General features: G+C 62.1%; 15 protein-coding genes and 1 pseudogene. 5 read left to right on the top strand and 11 right to left on the bottom strand.

Annotated features, from left to right (window positions below; translation table 11 throughout):
* Window positions 1-496: 496 nt before the first annotated feature.
* Genes D8U60_RS02260 through D8U60_RS02250 form a run of 3 tightly spaced genes read right to left on the bottom strand, consistent with a single transcriptional unit; the run spans window position 497 to window position 5,240 of the window.
* Window positions 497-2,047, bottom strand: coding sequence for an FGGY-family carbohydrate kinase (locus D8U60_RS02260; RefSeq protein WP_130899389.1), 1,551 nt, complete (start codon window positions 2,045-2,047; stop codon window positions 497-499).
* Window positions 2,044-3,639, bottom strand: coding sequence for a glycerol-3-phosphate dehydrogenase/oxidase (locus D8U60_RS02255; protein ID WP_130899388.1), 1,596 nt, complete (start codon window positions 3,637-3,639; stop codon window positions 2,044-2,046). The genes D8U60_RS02260 and D8U60_RS02255 overlap by 4 nt, the downstream gene beginning before the upstream one ends.
* Window positions 3,636-5,240 (bottom strand): FAD-binding oxidoreductase, encoded by a 1,605-nt coding sequence (locus tag D8U60_RS02250; protein ID WP_130899387.1) that lies wholly within the window; start codon window positions 5,238-5,240, stop codon window positions 3,636-3,638. Before D8U60_RS02250 ends, D8U60_RS02255 begins: the two co-directional genes overlap by 4 nt.
* 188 nt (window positions 5,241-5,428) lie before the next feature.
* Between D8U60_RS02250 and D8U60_RS02245 the strand changes: the two genes are divergently transcribed.
* Together D8U60_RS02245 and D8U60_RS02240 are read left to right on the top strand one after the other, a co-directional pair.
* Window positions 5,429-6,445 carry an AraC family transcriptional regulator gene (locus D8U60_RS02245; protein ID WP_130899386.1) on the top strand — a complete coding sequence of 339 codons (1,017 nt, stop codon included), beginning with the start codon at window positions 5,429-5,431 and terminating at the stop codon, window positions 6,443-6,445.
* 479 nt (window positions 6,446-6,924) lie between these two features.
* Window positions 6,925-7,290 carry a DUF6124 family protein gene (locus tag D8U60_RS02240; RefSeq protein ID WP_095180333.1) on the top strand — a complete coding sequence of 122 codons (366 nt, stop codon included), beginning with the start codon at window positions 6,925-6,927 and terminating at the stop codon, window positions 7,288-7,290.
* A 250-nt stretch (window positions 7,291-7,540) separates the two neighbouring features.
* Here the strand turns inward: D8U60_RS02240 and D8U60_RS02235 are convergent, their stop codons facing one another.
* From D8U60_RS02235 to D8U60_RS02200, 7 genes are all read right to left on the bottom strand, one after another.
* Window positions 7,541-7,909: a glyoxalase superfamily protein gene (locus D8U60_RS02235; protein WP_016771789.1), complete on the bottom strand. Its 369-nt coding sequence runs from the start codon at window positions 7,907-7,909 to the stop codon at window positions 7,541-7,543.
* A 118-nt stretch (window positions 7,910-8,027) separates the two neighbouring features.
* Window positions 8,028-9,485: a D-aminoacylase gene (locus tag D8U60_RS02230; RefSeq protein ID WP_130899385.1), complete on the bottom strand. Its 1,458-nt coding sequence runs from the start codon at window positions 9,483-9,485 to the stop codon at window positions 8,028-8,030.
* Window position 9,486: 1 nt separating this feature from the next.
* The gene (locus tag D8U60_RS02225) at window positions 9,487-10,347 is read right to left on the bottom strand and encodes a MurR/RpiR family transcriptional regulator (protein ID WP_122508182.1); all 861 of its coding nucleotides are present in this window, start codon (window positions 10,345-10,347) and stop codon (window positions 9,487-9,489) included.
* 16 nt (window positions 10,348-10,363) lie between these two features.
* Window positions 10,364-11,713 (bottom strand): GntP family permease, encoded by a 1,350-nt coding sequence (locus D8U60_RS02220; protein WP_038860056.1) that lies wholly within the window; start codon window positions 11,711-11,713, stop codon window positions 10,364-10,366.
* 365 nt (window positions 11,714-12,078) lie between these two features.
* Window positions 12,079-12,972: an NAD-dependent epimerase/dehydratase family protein gene (locus D8U60_RS02210; protein ID WP_130899384.1), complete on the bottom strand. Its 894-nt coding sequence runs from the start codon at window positions 12,970-12,972 to the stop codon at window positions 12,079-12,081.
* 103 nt (window positions 12,973-13,075) lie between these two features.
* Window positions 13,076-13,987, bottom strand: a complete 912-nt coding sequence (locus D8U60_RS02205) for a LysR family transcriptional regulator (RefSeq protein WP_122610788.1) — start codon at window positions 13,985-13,987, stop codon at window positions 13,076-13,078.
* 125 nt (window positions 13,988-14,112) lie between these two features.
* On the bottom strand, window positions 14,113-14,703 hold the full coding sequence (locus tag D8U60_RS02200) for an NAD(P)H-dependent oxidoreductase (RefSeq protein WP_042608814.1): 591 nt from the start codon (window positions 14,701-14,703) through the stop codon (window positions 14,113-14,115).
* Between the two features lie 182 nt (window positions 14,704-14,885).
* Here D8U60_RS02200 and D8U60_RS02195 point away from each other — a divergent pair, with 182 nt between their 5' ends.
* Complete coding sequence (locus tag D8U60_RS02195) at window positions 14,886-15,200, top strand: putative quinol monooxygenase (protein WP_130899383.1); 315 nt, start codon at window positions 14,886-14,888, stop codon at window positions 15,198-15,200.
* On the opposite strand, the gene D8U60_RS02190 is transcribed toward D8U60_RS02195, so the two are convergent.
* Window positions 15,190-15,954: a sulfite exporter TauE/SafE family protein gene (locus D8U60_RS02190; protein WP_130899382.1), complete on the bottom strand. Its 765-nt coding sequence runs from the start codon at window positions 15,952-15,954 to the stop codon at window positions 15,190-15,192. The two genes, D8U60_RS02195 and D8U60_RS02190, sit on opposite strands and share 11 nt — an antisense overlap.
* A 216-nt stretch (window positions 15,955-16,170) precedes the next feature.
* Between D8U60_RS02190 and D8U60_RS02185 the strand changes: the two genes are divergently transcribed.
* A complete protein-coding gene (locus tag D8U60_RS02185) occupies window positions 16,171-17,106 on the top strand; it encodes a LysR family transcriptional regulator (protein WP_130899381.1) in 936 nt (311 codons plus the stop codon).
* Between the two features lie 41 nt (window positions 17,107-17,147).
* Window positions 17,148-17,253: pseudogene (locus D8U60_RS02180) on the top strand (cupin); the annotation flags it as partial.

Here is a 17,253-nt window from a genome sequence, read left to right as displayed (position 1 = left end):
ATGGCGGTGGGTCAGGTCAGTCTAACCAACGTCGCCTGACACTGCGCCTTCGCGAGCAGGCTCGCTCCCACATTGGATTTGTGTGGCTCGCTGGATTTTGAGCACACCGCAATACCCCTGTGGGAGCGGGCTTGCCCGCGATGGCGGTGGGTCAATCAAATCAAAGTTGCCTGACACTGCGCCTTCGCGAGCAGGCTCGCTCCCACATTGGATTTGTGTGCCACGCTGGATTTTGAGCACACCGCAATACCCCTGTGGGAGCGAGCTTGCTCGCGAAGGCGGTGGTTCAGCCAAATTAACAGTGCCTGACACTCCGTCTTCGCGAGCAGGCTCGCTCCCACATTGGATTTGTGTGGGTCGCTGGATTTTGAGCACACCGCAATACCCCTGTGGGAGCGGGCTTGCCCGCGATGGCGGTGGGTCAATCAAATCAACATTGCTTGACGCTGCGCCTTCGCGAGCAGGCTCGCTCCCACAGGGGGCTAGGGTGTCAGGACTATTCGGGATACCCGGTGATTTTGCGGATGCTTTGGTATAGCGGTTTGAGCTGCCGATACATGCGCAGATAGACGTCTTTGTACAGTTGCTGGTAAATCTCCTGCGCCTCGGGTTGTGGGTTAAAGACCGCTCCCACGCGAGTCATCGCCGCAATGGCCGATGGGAAATCCCGATGCAATCCCAACCCCACCGCACAGCAAATCGCCGCCCCCAACCCGGACGCTTCATACACATGCGGGCGTTCTGCCGGCAGGCCGAAGATGTTGGCGGTCAGTTGCATGGCGGCGTCGCTTTGTGAGCCGCCGCCGGCGACGCGCAGGCGCTGGATCGAGACCTTTGAGCGTCGCTCGATGTTCTCCATGCCTTGGCGCAGCGCGTAGGCCAGGCCTTCGAGAATCGCCCGGTAGATGTGCGCGCGGGTGTGTACGTCGCCGAAGCCGATCATCGCGCCCTTGGCTTCCACGCCCGGTTCGCGGATGCCCGGTGACCAGTAGGGTTGCAGCATCAAACCCATCGAACCCGGGGGCACTTCGTTGACCAGTGCATCGAACAGTTGCTCCGGTTCGATGCCCTGCTCTTTCGCCTGCTGCATCTCGCGCAGGCCGAATTCGTTCTTGAACCAGCTGACCATCCAGTAGCCGCGATAGATCATCACTTCGCAGTTGTACTGATCGGGCACGGCCGAGGGGTACGGCGGGATCAGCGGGACGATTTCCAAATAGCGCGAGCGGGTGCTGGTGATGGTCGCGGTGGTGCCGTAAGACAGGCACACGGTGCGCGCATCGACCACGCCGGAGCCGATCACTTCGCAGGCCTTGTCTGCGCCTGCGGCAATCAACGGCAGGCCCTCGGGGATGCCGGTGTGCCGAGCGGCTTCGGCGCTGATGTAGCCGAGGGTTTCGCCGGGTTTGTGCAGGGTCGGCAACTGCTCCGGGCGCACCGCCAGTGCTTGCCATTTCCAGTCGTGCAGCGCCGCCCATTTCAGCCGTTTGAAGTCGAAGGGCAGATAGCCGACGCAGCAGCCGACCGAATCGACGAAGCGCCCGCACAGGCGATGAGTGAGAAAACCCGAGAGCAGCAAAAACTTGTCAGTCGCCGCCCACACCTCGGGCTGATGCCGGGCGATCCAGTTGGCTTCGGCCTGGGCGCGGAAATAATTCACCGTCGCTTGGGCGCCGACCAGTTTGAACAGCCAGCCCCACGGCCCTTTGATGCCGCCCTCGACCTCGGCCTGACGTTGATCGAGCCAGACAATCGCCGGGCGCAGCGGTTTGCCCTCGGCGTCGACATTGATCACGGTGCCGCGCTGAGTGGTCAGGGACACGCCGGCAATCTGCGTACGGTCGATGCCGGTCTGCTGCCAGAGTTGCTGGCAGGCCTCGCCGAGTTTCGCCCAGTAATATTCCGGATCCTGCTCGGCCCAACCGGGTTGCGTCGAGTAGTACGCCTGCAAGTCGACTTTGCCCTTGCCGAGCAGATTGCCCTGCAGATCGAAGAGCAACGCGCGCACGCTCTGGGTGCCGTTGTCGATCGCTAACAGGTATTTCATGGCGTGATCTCCGGCAAGCCGTGGTCGCGCAGCCACAACGACCGATAACGCTGAGTTTCAGCATGCCACCGCTCATCGTCCCAGGCCAATCGCGACTGGCAGAGCGTGCGAATTGCAGGCAGATAATCTTCACCACCGCGCGGCAGCAACAGGCCCAAACGGGTGCGACGCAGCAGCAAATCATCCAGGTGCAGAATCATTTCCGCCTCGCAGGCGAACGCCAGTTCTGCCCACAACGTATCGCTGGCGCCAACCGTTTCCGAACCGAGTTCGCCGAGCAATTGCGCCAGCCTCGGCAGGTCTCGACCGTGACGTCCGGCCAAGCGTCGCCATTGATTGCCGCTCAGTCCCGCAATTGTCAGCGGCGGCACAGCGGCGAACACGGGCGCGCCGTCATCGACAAAAGAACGCCCGAGCATCCCCGCACACGCCTTGAGCACTTCGATCGCTTGCGGGCGAAATGTAGTCAGTTTGCCGCCGGCCAACGTCACGCAACCGGGCTCCTGCCACAACACATGTTCGCGGGTCTCGTTGGACGGTTTGCCCTGCTGCGCACCCGTCGCGCTGCCGACCACCGGACGCACGCCTGACCAGGTCGACAGCACGTCGTCGACACCAATTTCGGCGCCGGGAAATTGCTGCTGGCACGCGGCGAGCAGATAGTCGAGCTCTTCGCTGGAAATGCGTGCGCTGTGGTCGAGGTCTTCGCGGTGATCGAGGTCCGTGGTGCCGACCACCGTCGCGCCTTCCCACGGAAACACGAACACCGGGCGCCGGTCGCGCTGATGCAGAAAAGTGAACGCCTGCGCCACTGGCAAACGCCAGCCCGGCAGCAACAAATGACTGCCGCGCAACGGTCGCAATTGCTTCGCAGCGTCAGCGGGACGCAGGCGCTCAGCCCACGCGCCTGTGGCCACGGCCAGCACAGCGGAGCGCAATTGCAGCGTGGCGCCGCCCTCGCCATCTTCGATCTGAACCCCGCACACCCGCCCGCCTTCACGCAGCAGTTGCGTGACCCGCACACCATTGAGCAACACCGCGCCGTCAGCCCGGGCCTCGCGCAGTACGCGCATCACCAGCCGCGCATCATCGGTCAGTGCATCGACAAAACAGCTGCCGCCGAGCAGGCCGTTTTCCTTAACCCCTGGGGCGAGAAAACGCAGTTGCTGGGCGTCATGAAAAGCATGGTTGCGCCGCCCCGCCAGCGCGTCGTACACCGAGAGCAAGCCGCCCATGACGCGCGGCCCGGGAAAGCCGCCGCGATAGTGCGGCATCATGAAACTCATCGGCTCGACCAGCCCCGGCGCCTCGTCGAGCAGGCGCTGACGCTCGCGCACCGAATCGCGGGTCAGGCGCCACTGGCCCTTGGCGATGTACCGCAAACCGCCGTGGACCATTTTCGATGATCGGCTGGAGGTGCCCCAGGCAAAATCGCGCTGCTCCAGCAGCAGACAGCGCCAGCCCCGGCGCGCGGCTTCGCGGACGATTCCGGCGCCGCTGATGCCGCCGCCGATGACGATCAGGTCCCAGGTTTGATCCGCCAGCGTCGGCAGGATCTGTTCGCGCCACTGCGCGTTCCAGTTCGCCGTCATGGCCGCGACTCTGGCAACAGCGTGCCCGGGTTGAGGCGCCCCTCCGGGTCGAAATGTTCGCTCAGCGCCTGCAACGTCTGCATCGCCAGCGGGCCTTTTTCCCGCAATAGGTACGGCGCGTGATCCTTGCCGACACCGTGCTGATGGCTGATGGTGCCGTGGTTGTCGACGATGGTCTGGCTGGCCGCGTGTTTGAGCACCCGCCAGCGCGCCAGCGTCGCCGCATAGTCCGATGCCGGGCGAAACACGTAAGTGGTGTAAATGCTCGAGCCTTCGCCGTAAACGTGCGAGAGATGAGTGAAGACATGCACGCGCTCGCCCTCGGCGGCCAAGGCGTCACGCAGGCTGTTTTCGATGAGGCTGAGCAAGTGGTCGACGTTGCTCCAGTCGGTGGCGGTTTCGAGGGTGTCGACCACGTAACCGGCGTTCCACAGGTTCTCGCGCAAGTAGGGAAAGCGGAAGCGGTTCTGCGCCCACTTCTTGCCCAGCAGGGTGCCGGTGAACACGCCGCCGAAGGCTTTCAGATGCTGGCGCGCGTGTTTCAGCGACAGTGCGTTTTGCTGGCGATTGCCGGTGACACCGAAGGTCAGCAGGCATTTGCCGTCGCCGGCGCCGCGCAGCTTGAGGTACTTCTCCAGCCAGGCGATCTGTTGCGGATGGCCGGCCAGCGCCAGTTGCGTTTCGGTTTCCACCGCGTTGGACAGGCGCAGCATCGACAGCGGCACGCGCGCCTGCGCCAGTTGCCGGATCGCTCGCAACGCCTGCGGCCAGTCGGGCAGGAACACACCGTAGAAACGTTCGTCCGCCGGCAACGCGCTGACTCGCACTTTGACCTCGGAAATGATCCCGAAACGGCCCTCGCAACCGAGCACCATTTCACGCAGATCGGGACCTGCCGCCGACGCGGGAAAGGTTGGAATCTGCAGAGGCCCGGCGAACGTTTCCAGGGTGCCGCCGGCGAACAATTGCTCGATCCGCCCGTAGCGCAACGACTGCTGGCCACTGGAACGGCTGGCGACCCAACCGCCCAGGGTCGACAGCTCCCACGACTGCGGAAAATGCCCCAGCGTGTAGCCGCGCGCACGCAACTGGCTTTCCACTTGCGGCCCGCTGGCGCCGGGGCCGAATGTCGCCAGCAGGCTGTGTTCGTCGAGGTCGGTCAGGCGATTCATCCGCGCCAGCGACACCGTCAGCACCGGCCGCGTGGAGTTTGGCGGATTGATGTGTCCGGCCACCGACGTGCCGCCGCCGTAGGGAATCAGACACAGATCCTGATCATGGGCGAGCGCCAGCAATTGGCGGATCTGTTCGGCCGTTTCAGGAAACGCCACGGCATCGGGATACGTGCCCAGTGCGCCTTCGCGCAACGCCAACCAATCCGGCAGGCTCTGGCCGCGCGCGTGCAGCAGGCGATCGTGAGTATCGACGCTGTACAAGCGGTGCGGCACCAGGCGCGAGGTCGGCACTTGCGCCAACGCCGCTTCCAATGTCGCATCGGGCAATGCCCGGCCAGCGCCCAGGCGTTCGTGGAGAAATGTCGCGCCCTGGGCCGGCAGTTCGACCACCGTGCCTGCCTCTCCCCAGCCGTTCCAGCGTCGCATGCGTGTGTCCTTTTTCTGCCGTTGGATCAAGCTTGCATACTAGTCAGCGCTGGAGATCTGTCACGGTCGCATCCGGCCATAACCTGTAGCGAATGGCGCCAAACGTCCGGGCATTTACTTTCGCCGGGCAATCCACTTACCTTGCGGCATTCATTCGCTCACGCGCCGTCGATCAAAGGACCGCGACCATGCCATCGCTCGGCTTCACTTCCGTTCCGCCGCTGCTCAAATACCTGCGTCACGCCGAACAGTTGGGCATGGCCATCGAGCCTGCGTTGGCGGCGGCCGGGTTGCAGGCGCAGCAGTTGAGCGACAACACCTTGCGCCTGCCGGGTGAGGTTCACGAGCGCTTGCTGGATTATTTCTGCGAGCACTCGGGCGATGGGTTGTTCGGGCTGCATGCGGCGAATTTCGTCCTGCCCAATTCTTGGAGCGTGCTCGGTTACATCACCATGAATTGCGCGACGTTGGGCGATGCGATGAGCCGGATCATGCCGTTCGAAAAACTCGTCGGCGACATGGGCGTCAGCCGCGCCGAGGTGCAGGGCGAGCACGTGCATCTGATCTGGACCTGCCGTTACCAGCGGCCACGGATTCGGCGGCATCTGGTGGAAAACGTGCTCGGTTCGTGGCTGCACTATGCGCGCTGGATCGCCGACACGCAGCTGTCGCCGGCCTGCGTATGGCTGGAGCATGCGCGGCCGGATGCGGTGACGCAGGCCGAGTACGAGGCGTTTTTCGGTTGCCCGGTGCGGTTCGATCAGGCGTATTCGGCGCTGGTGGTGCCGCTGGCGTATTTGCAGTTGCCGCTGCGCCAGGCCGATGCGCAATTGCTGCGAACCCTGGAAGAACATGCGATGGGTTTGCTGGCGACGCTGGAAGATGCGTCGCTGGCGCAGCAGGTGAAAAACATCCTGCGCGGTTTGCTCAAGGAGGGCCTGCCGCGCAAGGAGCAAGTGGCGGAGCATCTCGGCGTTTCGGTGCGCACGTTGCAGCGGCAGTTGCAGCAGGCGGGGACGTCGTATCAGCAGATTCTCGATGAGCTGCGTCAGGAACTGGCCGAGCATTATTTGCTCAACAGCACGTTGCCGATTCAGGACATTGCGCAGTATCTGGGCTTCACCGAACCGCGCTCGTTTCATCGCACGTTCAAGAGCTGGCGCGGGATGCCGCCGGGGGAGTTTCGGTTGCGGAATCGGCGGTGATGCTGATGGGCTCTTCGCGAGCAAGCTCGCTCCCACAGTAGTTCTCGGTTGTCTGCATTTCCGAGTTCACCGCAGATCCCCTGTGGGAGCGAGCCTGCTCGCGAAGGCGTCATTCGCCACACCGATTAAACACGCCTTGGCACAACTGTTTAAAGCGACACGGCATTCAGCGAAACCACCCACAATTCCTTGCGCCGCTGCCTACGCCTGCGCCAGAATCCGCCGGCTTGTGCGCCTTGGGGCCTGCCGGTAACTTGATTCGGTCACTGATTTCTCAGTGATCGAGCTTAGCGGCTCGGACAGCATTCCGGTTGTACAAGTCCAATCCAGTCAGGCTCACGCCTGCACTCGATGGTGGCTGTGCGCATGGCATCTTCGGATGCACCGGGTTGAATGCTTACCGGTCCGCTAACTTGCGCACAGCTGCCTCCCTTTGCTTAGCGGCGAAACGGATGCAGCTTCATAAGAGGCAAGCATTCATGTTCAAAGTAACCCCAAACCCGCCACCCACCGACTCGGCATCCCCCTACGAATCCGCCGACTCAAAGAAATTCCACGAAGCCGCCGACCGCGCCCTCGACCATTACCTCGGCCCATCCAGCGCCGAATTCATGGCCCCGCCCTACAAGTCCAACACCCTGTACATGGCCAATCCCGAGGCCGACAACGAATCGCTGTTGGCCGACGCCTGCGAAACACTAGGGTCGGCGACGGTGATGCTCAACGATCAGGCGGGGCTGGTGAACGGCTCGCAGCGCAAGACGTTGCAGGGCATTGCGCAGATTGTGATGGTCGCGGAGATGGCAGTGAATCGGGTGCTGGATCGGTTGGTGCCGACTGATTGAGGGTTTTTGAGGAATTTGGTGTCGGCTGGTTTTTGTGGGGTGTCAGGGGTTGCCCTCACCCCAGCCCTCTCCCAAGGGAGAGGGAGCCGACCCGGTTGTCTTGCGCTGTCCGTCGACCTGAAAGACCGAGTCGATTATGGATTCAGCACAGCACATTCAGGTCGGTGTAACTCCCGAGCATCCCGCAATCGGTCCCCTCTCCCCCCGGGAGAGGGTTAGGGTGAGGGGCTTTTGATCTTGGGCGCCAAGCTCAAAGACTGATCGCATTGGTAAACACCAACCGATTGCCAAACGGATCGGCGATCGTCATGTCCTGACTCCCCCACGGCATCGCCTGAATCTGCGGGTGCGAGAACTTGTAATCCTTGGCCATCAGTTGCTGCTGAAACGCCTCCAGCTCATCGGTCTCGATACGCAGCGCCGAACCAGGGCAGGCATCGCCGTGATGCTCGGACAGATGCAGCACACACTCGCCCCGTGACACCTGCAGATACAGCGGAAAATTCGCTTCGAAGCGATGCTGCCAGTCGATCTTGAAACCAAGAAAATCGACGTAGAACTCGACAGCCTTGGCCTCATCGAAGATCCGCAGGATCGGGGTGGTTTTGCCGAAGCTCATGGGGTGCTCCCTGACTGAATGGCCCCACAATGTAGACGGGGAGGATGTCAGCAAATCGGCTTGTGGATGGCTTTCTTTAATTGCAATGTGCCATCACTGTGACGCACACCACGAATCCTTAACGAAAGTGGTCGCGCAGGTCGCCCTGTCGCGCAAGAAACCGCCCTGCCCTCGCCCCATTCGCCTGTCCATCGCGATAACTCAACACGCCGTTGACCCAAACCCCGTCGATCCCCTGCGCCGCCCGTTGCGGATCGTTGAAATCGGCCACGTCACGCACGGTCGCCGGATCAAACAACACCAGATCCGCCCAATGTCCTTCACGAATCTCGCCCCTTTCCTGCAAGCCAAAACGCGCCGCCGACAGGCCGGTCATCTTGTGCACGGCGGTGTGCAGCGGAAACAACCCGACGTCGCGACTGAAATGGCCCAGCACCCGTGGGAAAGCGCCCCACAGGCGCGGATGCGGGAACGGGTCTTCGGGCAGTCCGTCAGAACCGACCATCGAAAGCGGATGGGCGAGGATTCTTCTGACATCGGCCTCGTCCATGCCGTAGTACACCGCCCCGGCCGGCTGTAGACGTTTCGCAGTTTCTTCAAGCGACAGGTTCCATTCGCCAGCAATGTCGATCAGGTCGCGCCCGCTGACTTCCGGATGCGGCGTCGACCAGGTAATGGTGATGCGGTGGGCGTCGGTGACTTGCTTCAAATCCAGGGTCGAGGAACTCGCCGCGTACGGGTAGCAATCGCAGCCGACCGGATGGGTTTTCGCTGCCTCTTCCAGCGCTGCGAGCAATTGCGGACTGCGTCCCCAGTTACCGACGCCGGCGCATTTGAGGTGGGAAATGATCACCGGTGATTGCGCGTGGCGGCCGATCTGAAACGCTTCGTCCATCGCCTCCAGCACCGGGGCGAATTCGCTGCGCAGATGGGTGGTGTACACGGCGCCGAACGCCGTCAGTTCTTCGGTCAGTTGCATGACTTCATCGGTCGAGGCGTTGAAGGCGCTGGCGTAGGCCAGGCCTGTGGATAAACCCAACGCGCCGGCCTCGAGGCTGTCGCGCAACTGCTCGCGCATGGCGGTGATTTCGTCGGGGGTCGCGGTGCGAAACAAATCGTCGAGGTGATTGCTGCGCAGCGCGGTGTGGCCGACCAGTGCGGCGACGTTCAACCTGGTATTGGCCGCTTCGACGGCGGCGCGGTAGTCGCTGAAGCGCGGATAGACGAACGCCGCTGCGCTGCCGAGCAGGTTCATCGGGTCCGGCGGATTGCCCTTCAAACTCACTGGCGATGCGCTGATGCCGCAATTGCCGACAATCACCGTGGTCACGCCCTGGCTGAGCTTGGGCAACATCTCGGGTTGGCGGATGACCACGGTGTCGTCGTGGGTGTGCACGTCGATGAAACCCGGCGCCAGCACCCGGCCGGCGGCGTCGATTTCTTCGCTGGCGCGGGCATCAGGCAGATCGCCGATGCGCTCGATGCGGCCATTGAGAATTGCCACGTCTGCCTTATAGCCGGGCGTGTTGCTGCCGTCGATAACCAGCGCGTTGCGGATCAGGGTGTCGTACTGCATGTCAGTCTCCCAGCGGCAGGTGATCGTCGCCGCCACGGTATTCGTCGAGGGCGAGTTTGATTCGCCGCAGACGTTCTTGATTGTCTTCAGGGCTGGCCAGCGCCAGCTCGGTGGCGAGCACGTCGATGGCCAGCAGCATGCCGTAGCGCGCCGCCGTCGGTTTGTAGATGAACGAGGTTTCCGCGCCTTGCAGCGGCAGCACGACGTCGGCCAGTTCCGCCAGTGGTGAATCGCCGCGAGTGATGGCGAGAATGCGCGCGCCGTAGTTGCGCGCCAGCTCCACGGTTTCCAAAAGCTCCGGGGTGATGCCGGTCAGCGAGCAGGCGATCAGCACTTGCTCGGCGTTCAAACTGGCGGCGGTCACGCGCATCATCACCGCGTCATGACACACCGCAATCGGATAACCGAGGCGCACCAGACGCACCTGCAATTCATCGCTGCACAGGGTTGAGCAACCGCCCATGCCGAACGCGTGAATCATCCGCGCCTGACCGAGTAATTTCACTGCGTCGGCGAAGCGCGATTCGTCGAAACCGGCCAGATGCTGGCGCAGCGTGGTTTCGATGTCGCCGACGATCTGCCCGTAAAACGCCGACTGCTCGGGCGTGCCCGCCGGGTCGAGAAAACGGCTGCCAACGCCGCTGGCCTGGGCCAGTTGCAGGCGCAGATCACGCAGGTCACGGCAGCCGACCGTGCGGGCAAAGCGCGACAGCGTGGCGGTGCTGACCTCGGCGCGTTGTGCGAGGTCTTCGAGGCTGGCGCTGGCGGCAAACCCGACATCGTCGAGCATCAACCGCGCAATGCGTCCCTCGCCGGCGCTGAAGGAATCCTGGCGGGCGCGGATCTGGTAGAGGATGTCCATGGGCGGCGGGCTCCGGTTACAGCAGGTAGGAAAGGCCGACGGTCAGCGCGAAAGCGACCAGCGAAATCAGCGTCTCGAGCACGGTCCAGGTCTTGAACGTCTGCGCGACCGTCATGTTGAAGTATTCCTTGATCAACCAGAAGCCGCCGTCGTTGACGTGGGAAAAGATAACCGAGCCCGCGCCGGTCGCCAGCACCAAAAGCTCAGGATGTGGATAACCCAGACCGATGGCCACCGGCGCGACCACGCCTGATGCAGTGGTCATGGCTACGGTTGCAGAACCGGTGGCGACACGCATCAGCGCGGCGAACAGCCAGCCCATGATCAGCGGCGACAGGTGGAATTCGTGAGCGAGGCCGACGATCTGATCGGTAACGCCGGCATCCACCAGAATCCGGTTCAAGCCGCCACCAGCACCGACCAGCAAGGTGATGCTGGCGGTGGGCGCGAGGCATTCGTTGGTGAACTTGAGGATCGATTCGCGGTTGAAACCTTGGGCAATCCCTAGCGTCCAGAAGCTCAGCAAAGTCGCCAGCAACAGCGCGATCACCGAATTGCCGATGAACAGCAGAAACTGGTTGAACGCGCTGCCGGGGGTGGAAATCAGGTTGGCCCAGCCGCCGATCAACATCAGCACCACCGGCAGCAGAATGGTCGCCATGGTAATGCCGAAACCCGGCAGTTTGTCGCGCGGTTCGCGGTCGAGAAATTGCTTTTCCAGCGGATTGTCCGTCGGCAATTGAATGCGCGGCACGATGAATTTCGCGTACAGCGGGCCGGCGATGATTGCGGTCGGAATGCCGATCGCGATCGCGTACAACAAGGTCTGCCCGACCGACGCCTGATAGGCCTGCACCGCGAGCATCGCCGCCGGGTGCGGCGGCACCAGCGCATGCACCACCGAGAGGCCGGCGACCATCGGCAGCCCGACCATCAGAATCGACACGCCAACCCGGCGCGCCACGGTGAAAGCGATTGGCACCAGCAAGACGAAACCGACTTCAAAGAACAGCGGCAAGCCGACCAGAAATGCGATGCAGACCATCGCCCAGTGCGCGTTCTTTTCGCCGAATCGCTCGATCAGCGTGCGCGCCATCTGCTCGGCCCCACCGGACTCGGCCATCATCTTGCCGAGCATCGTCCCCAACGCCACCACCAGCGCAATATGCCCCAACGTCTTGCCGACACCCGCCTCATACGCACCGACCACCGCCGACGGCGGCATCCCGGCCACCAGCGCCAGGCCCAGGGAAATCAGGGTGATGACAATGAAAGGATTGAGCCGGTAACGGGCGATCAACACGATCAGCGCGATGATGGCCACAGCGGCGTAGACCAGCAGCCAATAGCCGAGGGAAGGCGTCATGCGGTACTCCTCGAAAGGGTCACGTTCGAATGGGTTGTGAAACTCATAAATCATTTCGAGATCGAGATTTCAAACCGCATGAAAGTAATTTTCGTGGAGAGACAAGAGGTGTCGCTGATAGGTATGGCGTGTCGTGATTAATGAAAATCGGAGTGTGAGATTTTCATGGCTGCCTGGCCACCACAAAGTCCCTGTGGGAGCTGGCTTGCCAGCGATGATGGCGCCACGTTCAACATGGGTGGCGACTGATCCACTGCTATCGCTGGCAAGCCAGCTCCCACAGGAATTACATTTTTCCAGGCAGAACGCGGTCACCTGTGGGAGCGAGCTTGCTCGCGAATGGCTTCACTCGGTGCGCGCTGAACTCACACCATTTCGTTACGAATCCATTCCACCACCGAGGTGCGCTTCGGTGTCCAGCCCAGCAGATCGCGGGCGTGTTTGCCGCGTACGCGGCTGTTGGAACCGAGGCCGTAGTTGGCCATTTCGTAGCCCCATTCGGCTTCGGCGTCTTGCAATGGCCAGTCTTGCGGTTCGCCCAGATTGAGGGCTTCGGCCATGGCGGTGGTCATGTCGATGAACGAGGCTTCACCGCTCTCGACGAAGTAGAAAGTGCCGGGCACGTTTTTGGTCAGCGCCAGCTGATACAGGGCGACGACGTCTTCGATGTGCACGTTGGACCAGATGTTCTGACCTGTTCCAACGTGGCGAACGACGCCGCTTTTGCGCGCCTGCTTGAGCAGTCGCGGCAATTGCACGCTGTCGCGGTTGACGCCCAGGCTGTGGCCGTAGATCAGCGTGTTGCAGATCACCGCCGAGTTCACGCCATCCTGCGCCGCCGCGAGTACCAGGTTGTCGATGGCCACGCGCGCAGCTTTGTCGACAGTCGGCTCCGGCAGGTTGTCCTCGTAGTAAATGTCATCGCTGGATTTGCCGCCGGAAGCGTCGCCGACGATGCTCGAACCGCTGGTGTGCAGAAAGACCTTGTTCGAGCCGCGCAAAGCGCCGAGTAACGCTTCCACCGCACCGCGATGGTCGCTGCTGGCAGCGTTGATGACGGCATCGGCAGCACGGGCCTGTTGCGCCAGCAATTGGCTGTCATCGAGGGTGCCGATTACCGCGTTCATGCCCAATGCTTTCAGCTCATCAGCCTGCTCGGCGCTGCGCACCAGGCCGGTGACGTTGTGCCCGGCCTGCACCAGGCCGGTGGCGATGGAACCGCCGATAAAACCGGCCGCGCCGGTAACGAATACGTTCATGGAGGAACTCCCTGCGTGAATAAGTGATGCAGCGAGTATCGACCGATGAACCCAGGCGAAAAACCCGCCCTCGGCCAATTCACTCTTGCGCAGGGATCACGAATCAGCCCTTGAATTCGGCGCTGGCGTAGGCGGCGAGTTTGCCCTGGATAAAGTCGAGGAAACACTGAATGCGCAACGCCAGTTGCGAGTTGCGGTAGTACACGGCGTTGATCGGCTGGCGGTAGCCGCTGTTGAATTCGCCGAGCAGGACTTTCAGGCGTCCGGCGCGGATGTCGTCGATGGTCATGAAGTGCGACAGGCAGGCGATGCCCTGCCCCTCCAGCGCCAAATGGCGCACGGTCTCACCACTGGAAGCGCTGATCGCCGGGCTGATCGGCCAGCGGTCGCCATGCACATAGCGCAGCGGCCATTGATTGAGGCCTTCGTTCTGGGTGAAGCCGAGCAGCGTGTGTTCGCTCAAATCCGCCACTTGGCGTGGCGCGCCGTGTTTTTTCAAATAGGCGGGGCTGGCGACGATCATCAACGGACTGCAACCGAGCGAACGCGCATGCAGCGTCGAATCGGCGAGGGTGCCGATGCGGATGGCGACGTCGGTGCTTTGTTCCAGCAGGTCAATGATCAAGTCATTGCTGTTGAGTTCGAGTTGGATGTCCGGGTACAGCTGCCGGAATTCGTCGATGTAGGGGACGATGGCGTGGAGCATGAACGGCGAGGCGGCATTGATGCGCAGGCGTCCGGACGGGGTTTGCTGGCGCGAAGACAGACGCTCTTCGAGTTGATCCATCTGATCGAGAATCAGCTTGGCCTGTTCGAAGAAATACTTGCCCTCCTCGGTCAGGTCCATGCGCCGCGTGGTGCGGTTGATCAGCGTGGTGTCGAGCTTGGCTTCGAGCTTCGACAGCGTGCGACTGACGGCCGACGGCGTCTGGCCGACCTGCTCGGCGGCGGCGGAAATCGAACCGCACTCGATCACGCAGACGAAAATCTGCAACTCATCGGATCTGGCTTTCACGGGTGTCCTCTTTGAAATCGCCAAGATCGCAGCCTGCGGCAGCTCCTACATTGGAATGCATTCCCCCTGTAGGAGCTGCCGAAGGCTGCGATCTTTTGCTGTACCCGGATAGTAGCCCGAAACCCTCAAGCCTTGAGGCCAAACACCTCAGTCAGATGCTGCTCATAGCGCACCACATCATTCTCGATATTCGGACGCTTCATCACGTCGACGCAGAGAAAGGTCGGCAGTGCGGTCATGCCCAGAAACTCGTTGGCCTTGTGGAACGGGAAGTACACGGCGTCCACACCTTTGGCTTCGAAGAAATCCGTCGGGTCATCGAAGGCTTGCTGCGGCGCGTTCCAGGTCAGCGACAGCATGTATTGCTTGCCCTGAATCAAACCGCCACTGCCGTACTTCTGCGAAGCATCGGAACGGGTTCGGCCGTCGCTGGCGTAGAGGCTGCCATGGCCTTCGGTGAAGACTTCGTCGATGTACTTTTTCACCGTCCACGGCGCGCCCATCCACCAGCCCGGCATCTGATAAATGATCACGTCGGCCCAGAGGAATTTCGCCACTTCTTCGGCAACGTCATAGCCCTCGTCGATAAACGTGGTCTTGACGTCGACACCGCCGCGATCCAGCACGCTCAGCGCGGTCTCGTGCAGGGTGGTGTTGTAGCGGCCATCGGAGTGGGCGAATTTTTTACCGCCATTGAGCAACAGCACTTTCTTCATCGGAAAACCTCGGCGCAGCCTTCAAGGCTGGATTGAAACAGGAATTGGAATGGCGGCAGATTAACCATCGATCTCGCGCGGAAACAGCCACATCGACGCAAAATACATTTGATCAAAACGCACGAATCGATCGCCAATTGTTGCCGTAGCATTCAGCGCTTTCTGCATTCGAGGAAGTTGTGATGAGTGAACGCCAGGGTTTCATCCTGCACGCCAAGACCCGCCCGGAAAAAGCCGGCGAGTTCGAAGCGCTGTTCCGCGCCTATGTCGAGCCGAGCCGCGCCGAACCGGGCTGCATCGAGTACCACATGCTGCGCGACCAGCAGGATCCGACGTTGTTTATCTTCTACGAGATCTGGGCCAGCCAGGCGCATCTGGATGAGCACTCGGCATTGCCGCACATGAAAGCGTTTTTCGCTAGGCGCATGGACTATCTGGAGCGCGATTTCGATATCCGCCCGATCGACATGCTCAGCGAATCGTCGGCTAGCCGCTGATCAGCAAATGGGCGCCGAGCGCGCCCAGTCCGATAAAGAACACGCGCTTGAACAGCACCGCACTGATGCGCTGACGCAGCCACTGACCGAGCCACATGCCAAACATGGCCGGGATCAGCGCCAGCAGCGAGGCGCTCAATTCGCCACCGCCGAGTGCGCCGTGCCAGAGCAGCCCAGCGGCCAGCGCCAGGGTCGAGACGGTGAAGGACAGGCCGAGCGCCTGCACCAGTTCATCGCGGCTCAGCCCCAACGCTTGCAAGTACGGCACCGCCGGAATCACGAAGACGCCGGTGGCTGAGGTGATGACGCCGGTGATCAGCCCACACAGCGGGCCGAGCCAGCGCTCATGACGCGGTTTGACGTGCAAAGTCGGCAGAAACAGTCCGCTCAATGCATACAGCAGCAGCGCCGCGCCAAGTCCGCGCACCACCCAATGGCCGCCGGCCATGCCGATCCACAGGGTGCCGATGCCGGTGCCGAGGAAGATCAGCAGCAGCATGGGCCAGAGACGTTTGATCAAGCTTTTCAGGTGGCCACCGAAGGCCAGTTGCCAGAGGTTGGTCAGGGTCGCCGGAATGATCAACAGCGCGGCTGCCTGCGCCGGCACCATAGCCAGACCGAGCAGGCCCATCGCGACGGTGGGCAGGCCGAGGCCGATCACGCCTTTGACCGTACCGGCGAGGAGGAAGGTGGCGATGACCAGAACGGACAGGGTCAGGCCGAGGGTTTGGTAGAAGTCGGTCAGTGTGTGCATTGGGGTAATGTGCACTGATCCGGACTGGGGGAAAATCTGCCATATACTGAGGCAGCCTCTTCCTGTGCAAGAGGCTGACATCGGCGTTGAGGCATCTGGCCTCTTCGCGAGCAGGCTCGCTCCCACACGGGATCTGCGCTTTACATGAGTCCCTGTGGGAGCGAGCCTGCTCGCGAAAGGGCCAGCCCAGCCACCGCGAAACCACAGGCAAACCCCATGCACTTCGACCTCACCGACCTGCGCCTCTACTTGCACATTCTCGACACCGGCAACATCACTGCCGGCGCTGCCCGCAGCCACTTGTCCCTCGCCGCCAGTGCTCGAATCCGCGCGATGGAAGCCTCGCTGGGCGCTGAATTCCTCGAACGTGGTCGGCGTGGCGTCACCCCGACGCCTGCCGGCAAAGCCCTCGCCCGCCATGCGCGCATTCTTTTGCAACAGGCCGAACGCATGCAGCAGGATCTGGCCGATTATGCGCAAGGCGTCAAAGGCGAGGTGCGGCTGTTGTGCAACACCACGGCGATCACCGAGTACCTGCCGGAAGTGCTCGCGGATTTCCTGCGCAGCCATCCCAATCTCGACATCGATCTACAGGAACTGCCCAGCGCGCGGATCACCCATGCCTTGCGCGAAGGAGCGGCGGATCTGGGGATTGTGTCCGACGCGGTCGACACCAACGGCCTACAGACTCAAGCGTTTCGTGATGATCCGCTGGTGCTGATTCTGCCGCTCGATCACCCGTTGTCTGACGCCGCCGAGGTCAGTTTCAGCGACGCGTTGCAGCACGACTTTGTCGGATTGAGCGCCGACAGCGCATTGGCGATCTATCTGGAAGAACAGGCGCTGCACAGCGGCGCACGAATGCAGGTGCGCATTCGCGCCGATGGCTTTGATGGAGCGATGCGCATGGTCGCCCATGGCGCCGGCCTGGCCATCGTGCCGTTGGCCGCTGCCCAACGCGCGATGCTCGAGCAGTTCAATTGCGTGATTCTGAATGAGCCATGGGCGCGTCGCACGTTGATGCTCTGCGCGAGAGACTTCGCCGCGCTGCCGGGTTATGCCCAAGCGCTGTTACAAGCACTCATTGCTGCGCGCGTTTCTGAGCACTCCGATGTCGACCCCAGACAACTGAGCGACGACCGGCCGCTATAGGGTGCGACTTCAATTCTCAAGTCCATCTGCCCGGAGTCCCCATGACCGCGACCGCCCCTATCACCGTTCTGCGCGACACCCACCCGCTGCCGGTACTCGACGCCTGCAAATGGGAAAAACTCGAAGGCGACCCGCACACCGTCAACC

Origin of the sequence: Pseudomonas sp. Sample_11 (genome assembly GCF_004307505.1) — a bacterium.
Lineage (GTDB): Bacteria > Pseudomonadota > Gammaproteobacteria > Pseudomonadales > Pseudomonadaceae > Aquipseudomonas > Aquipseudomonas atacamensis.
This window is presented reverse-complemented; position numbering and strand designations above follow the sequence as displayed.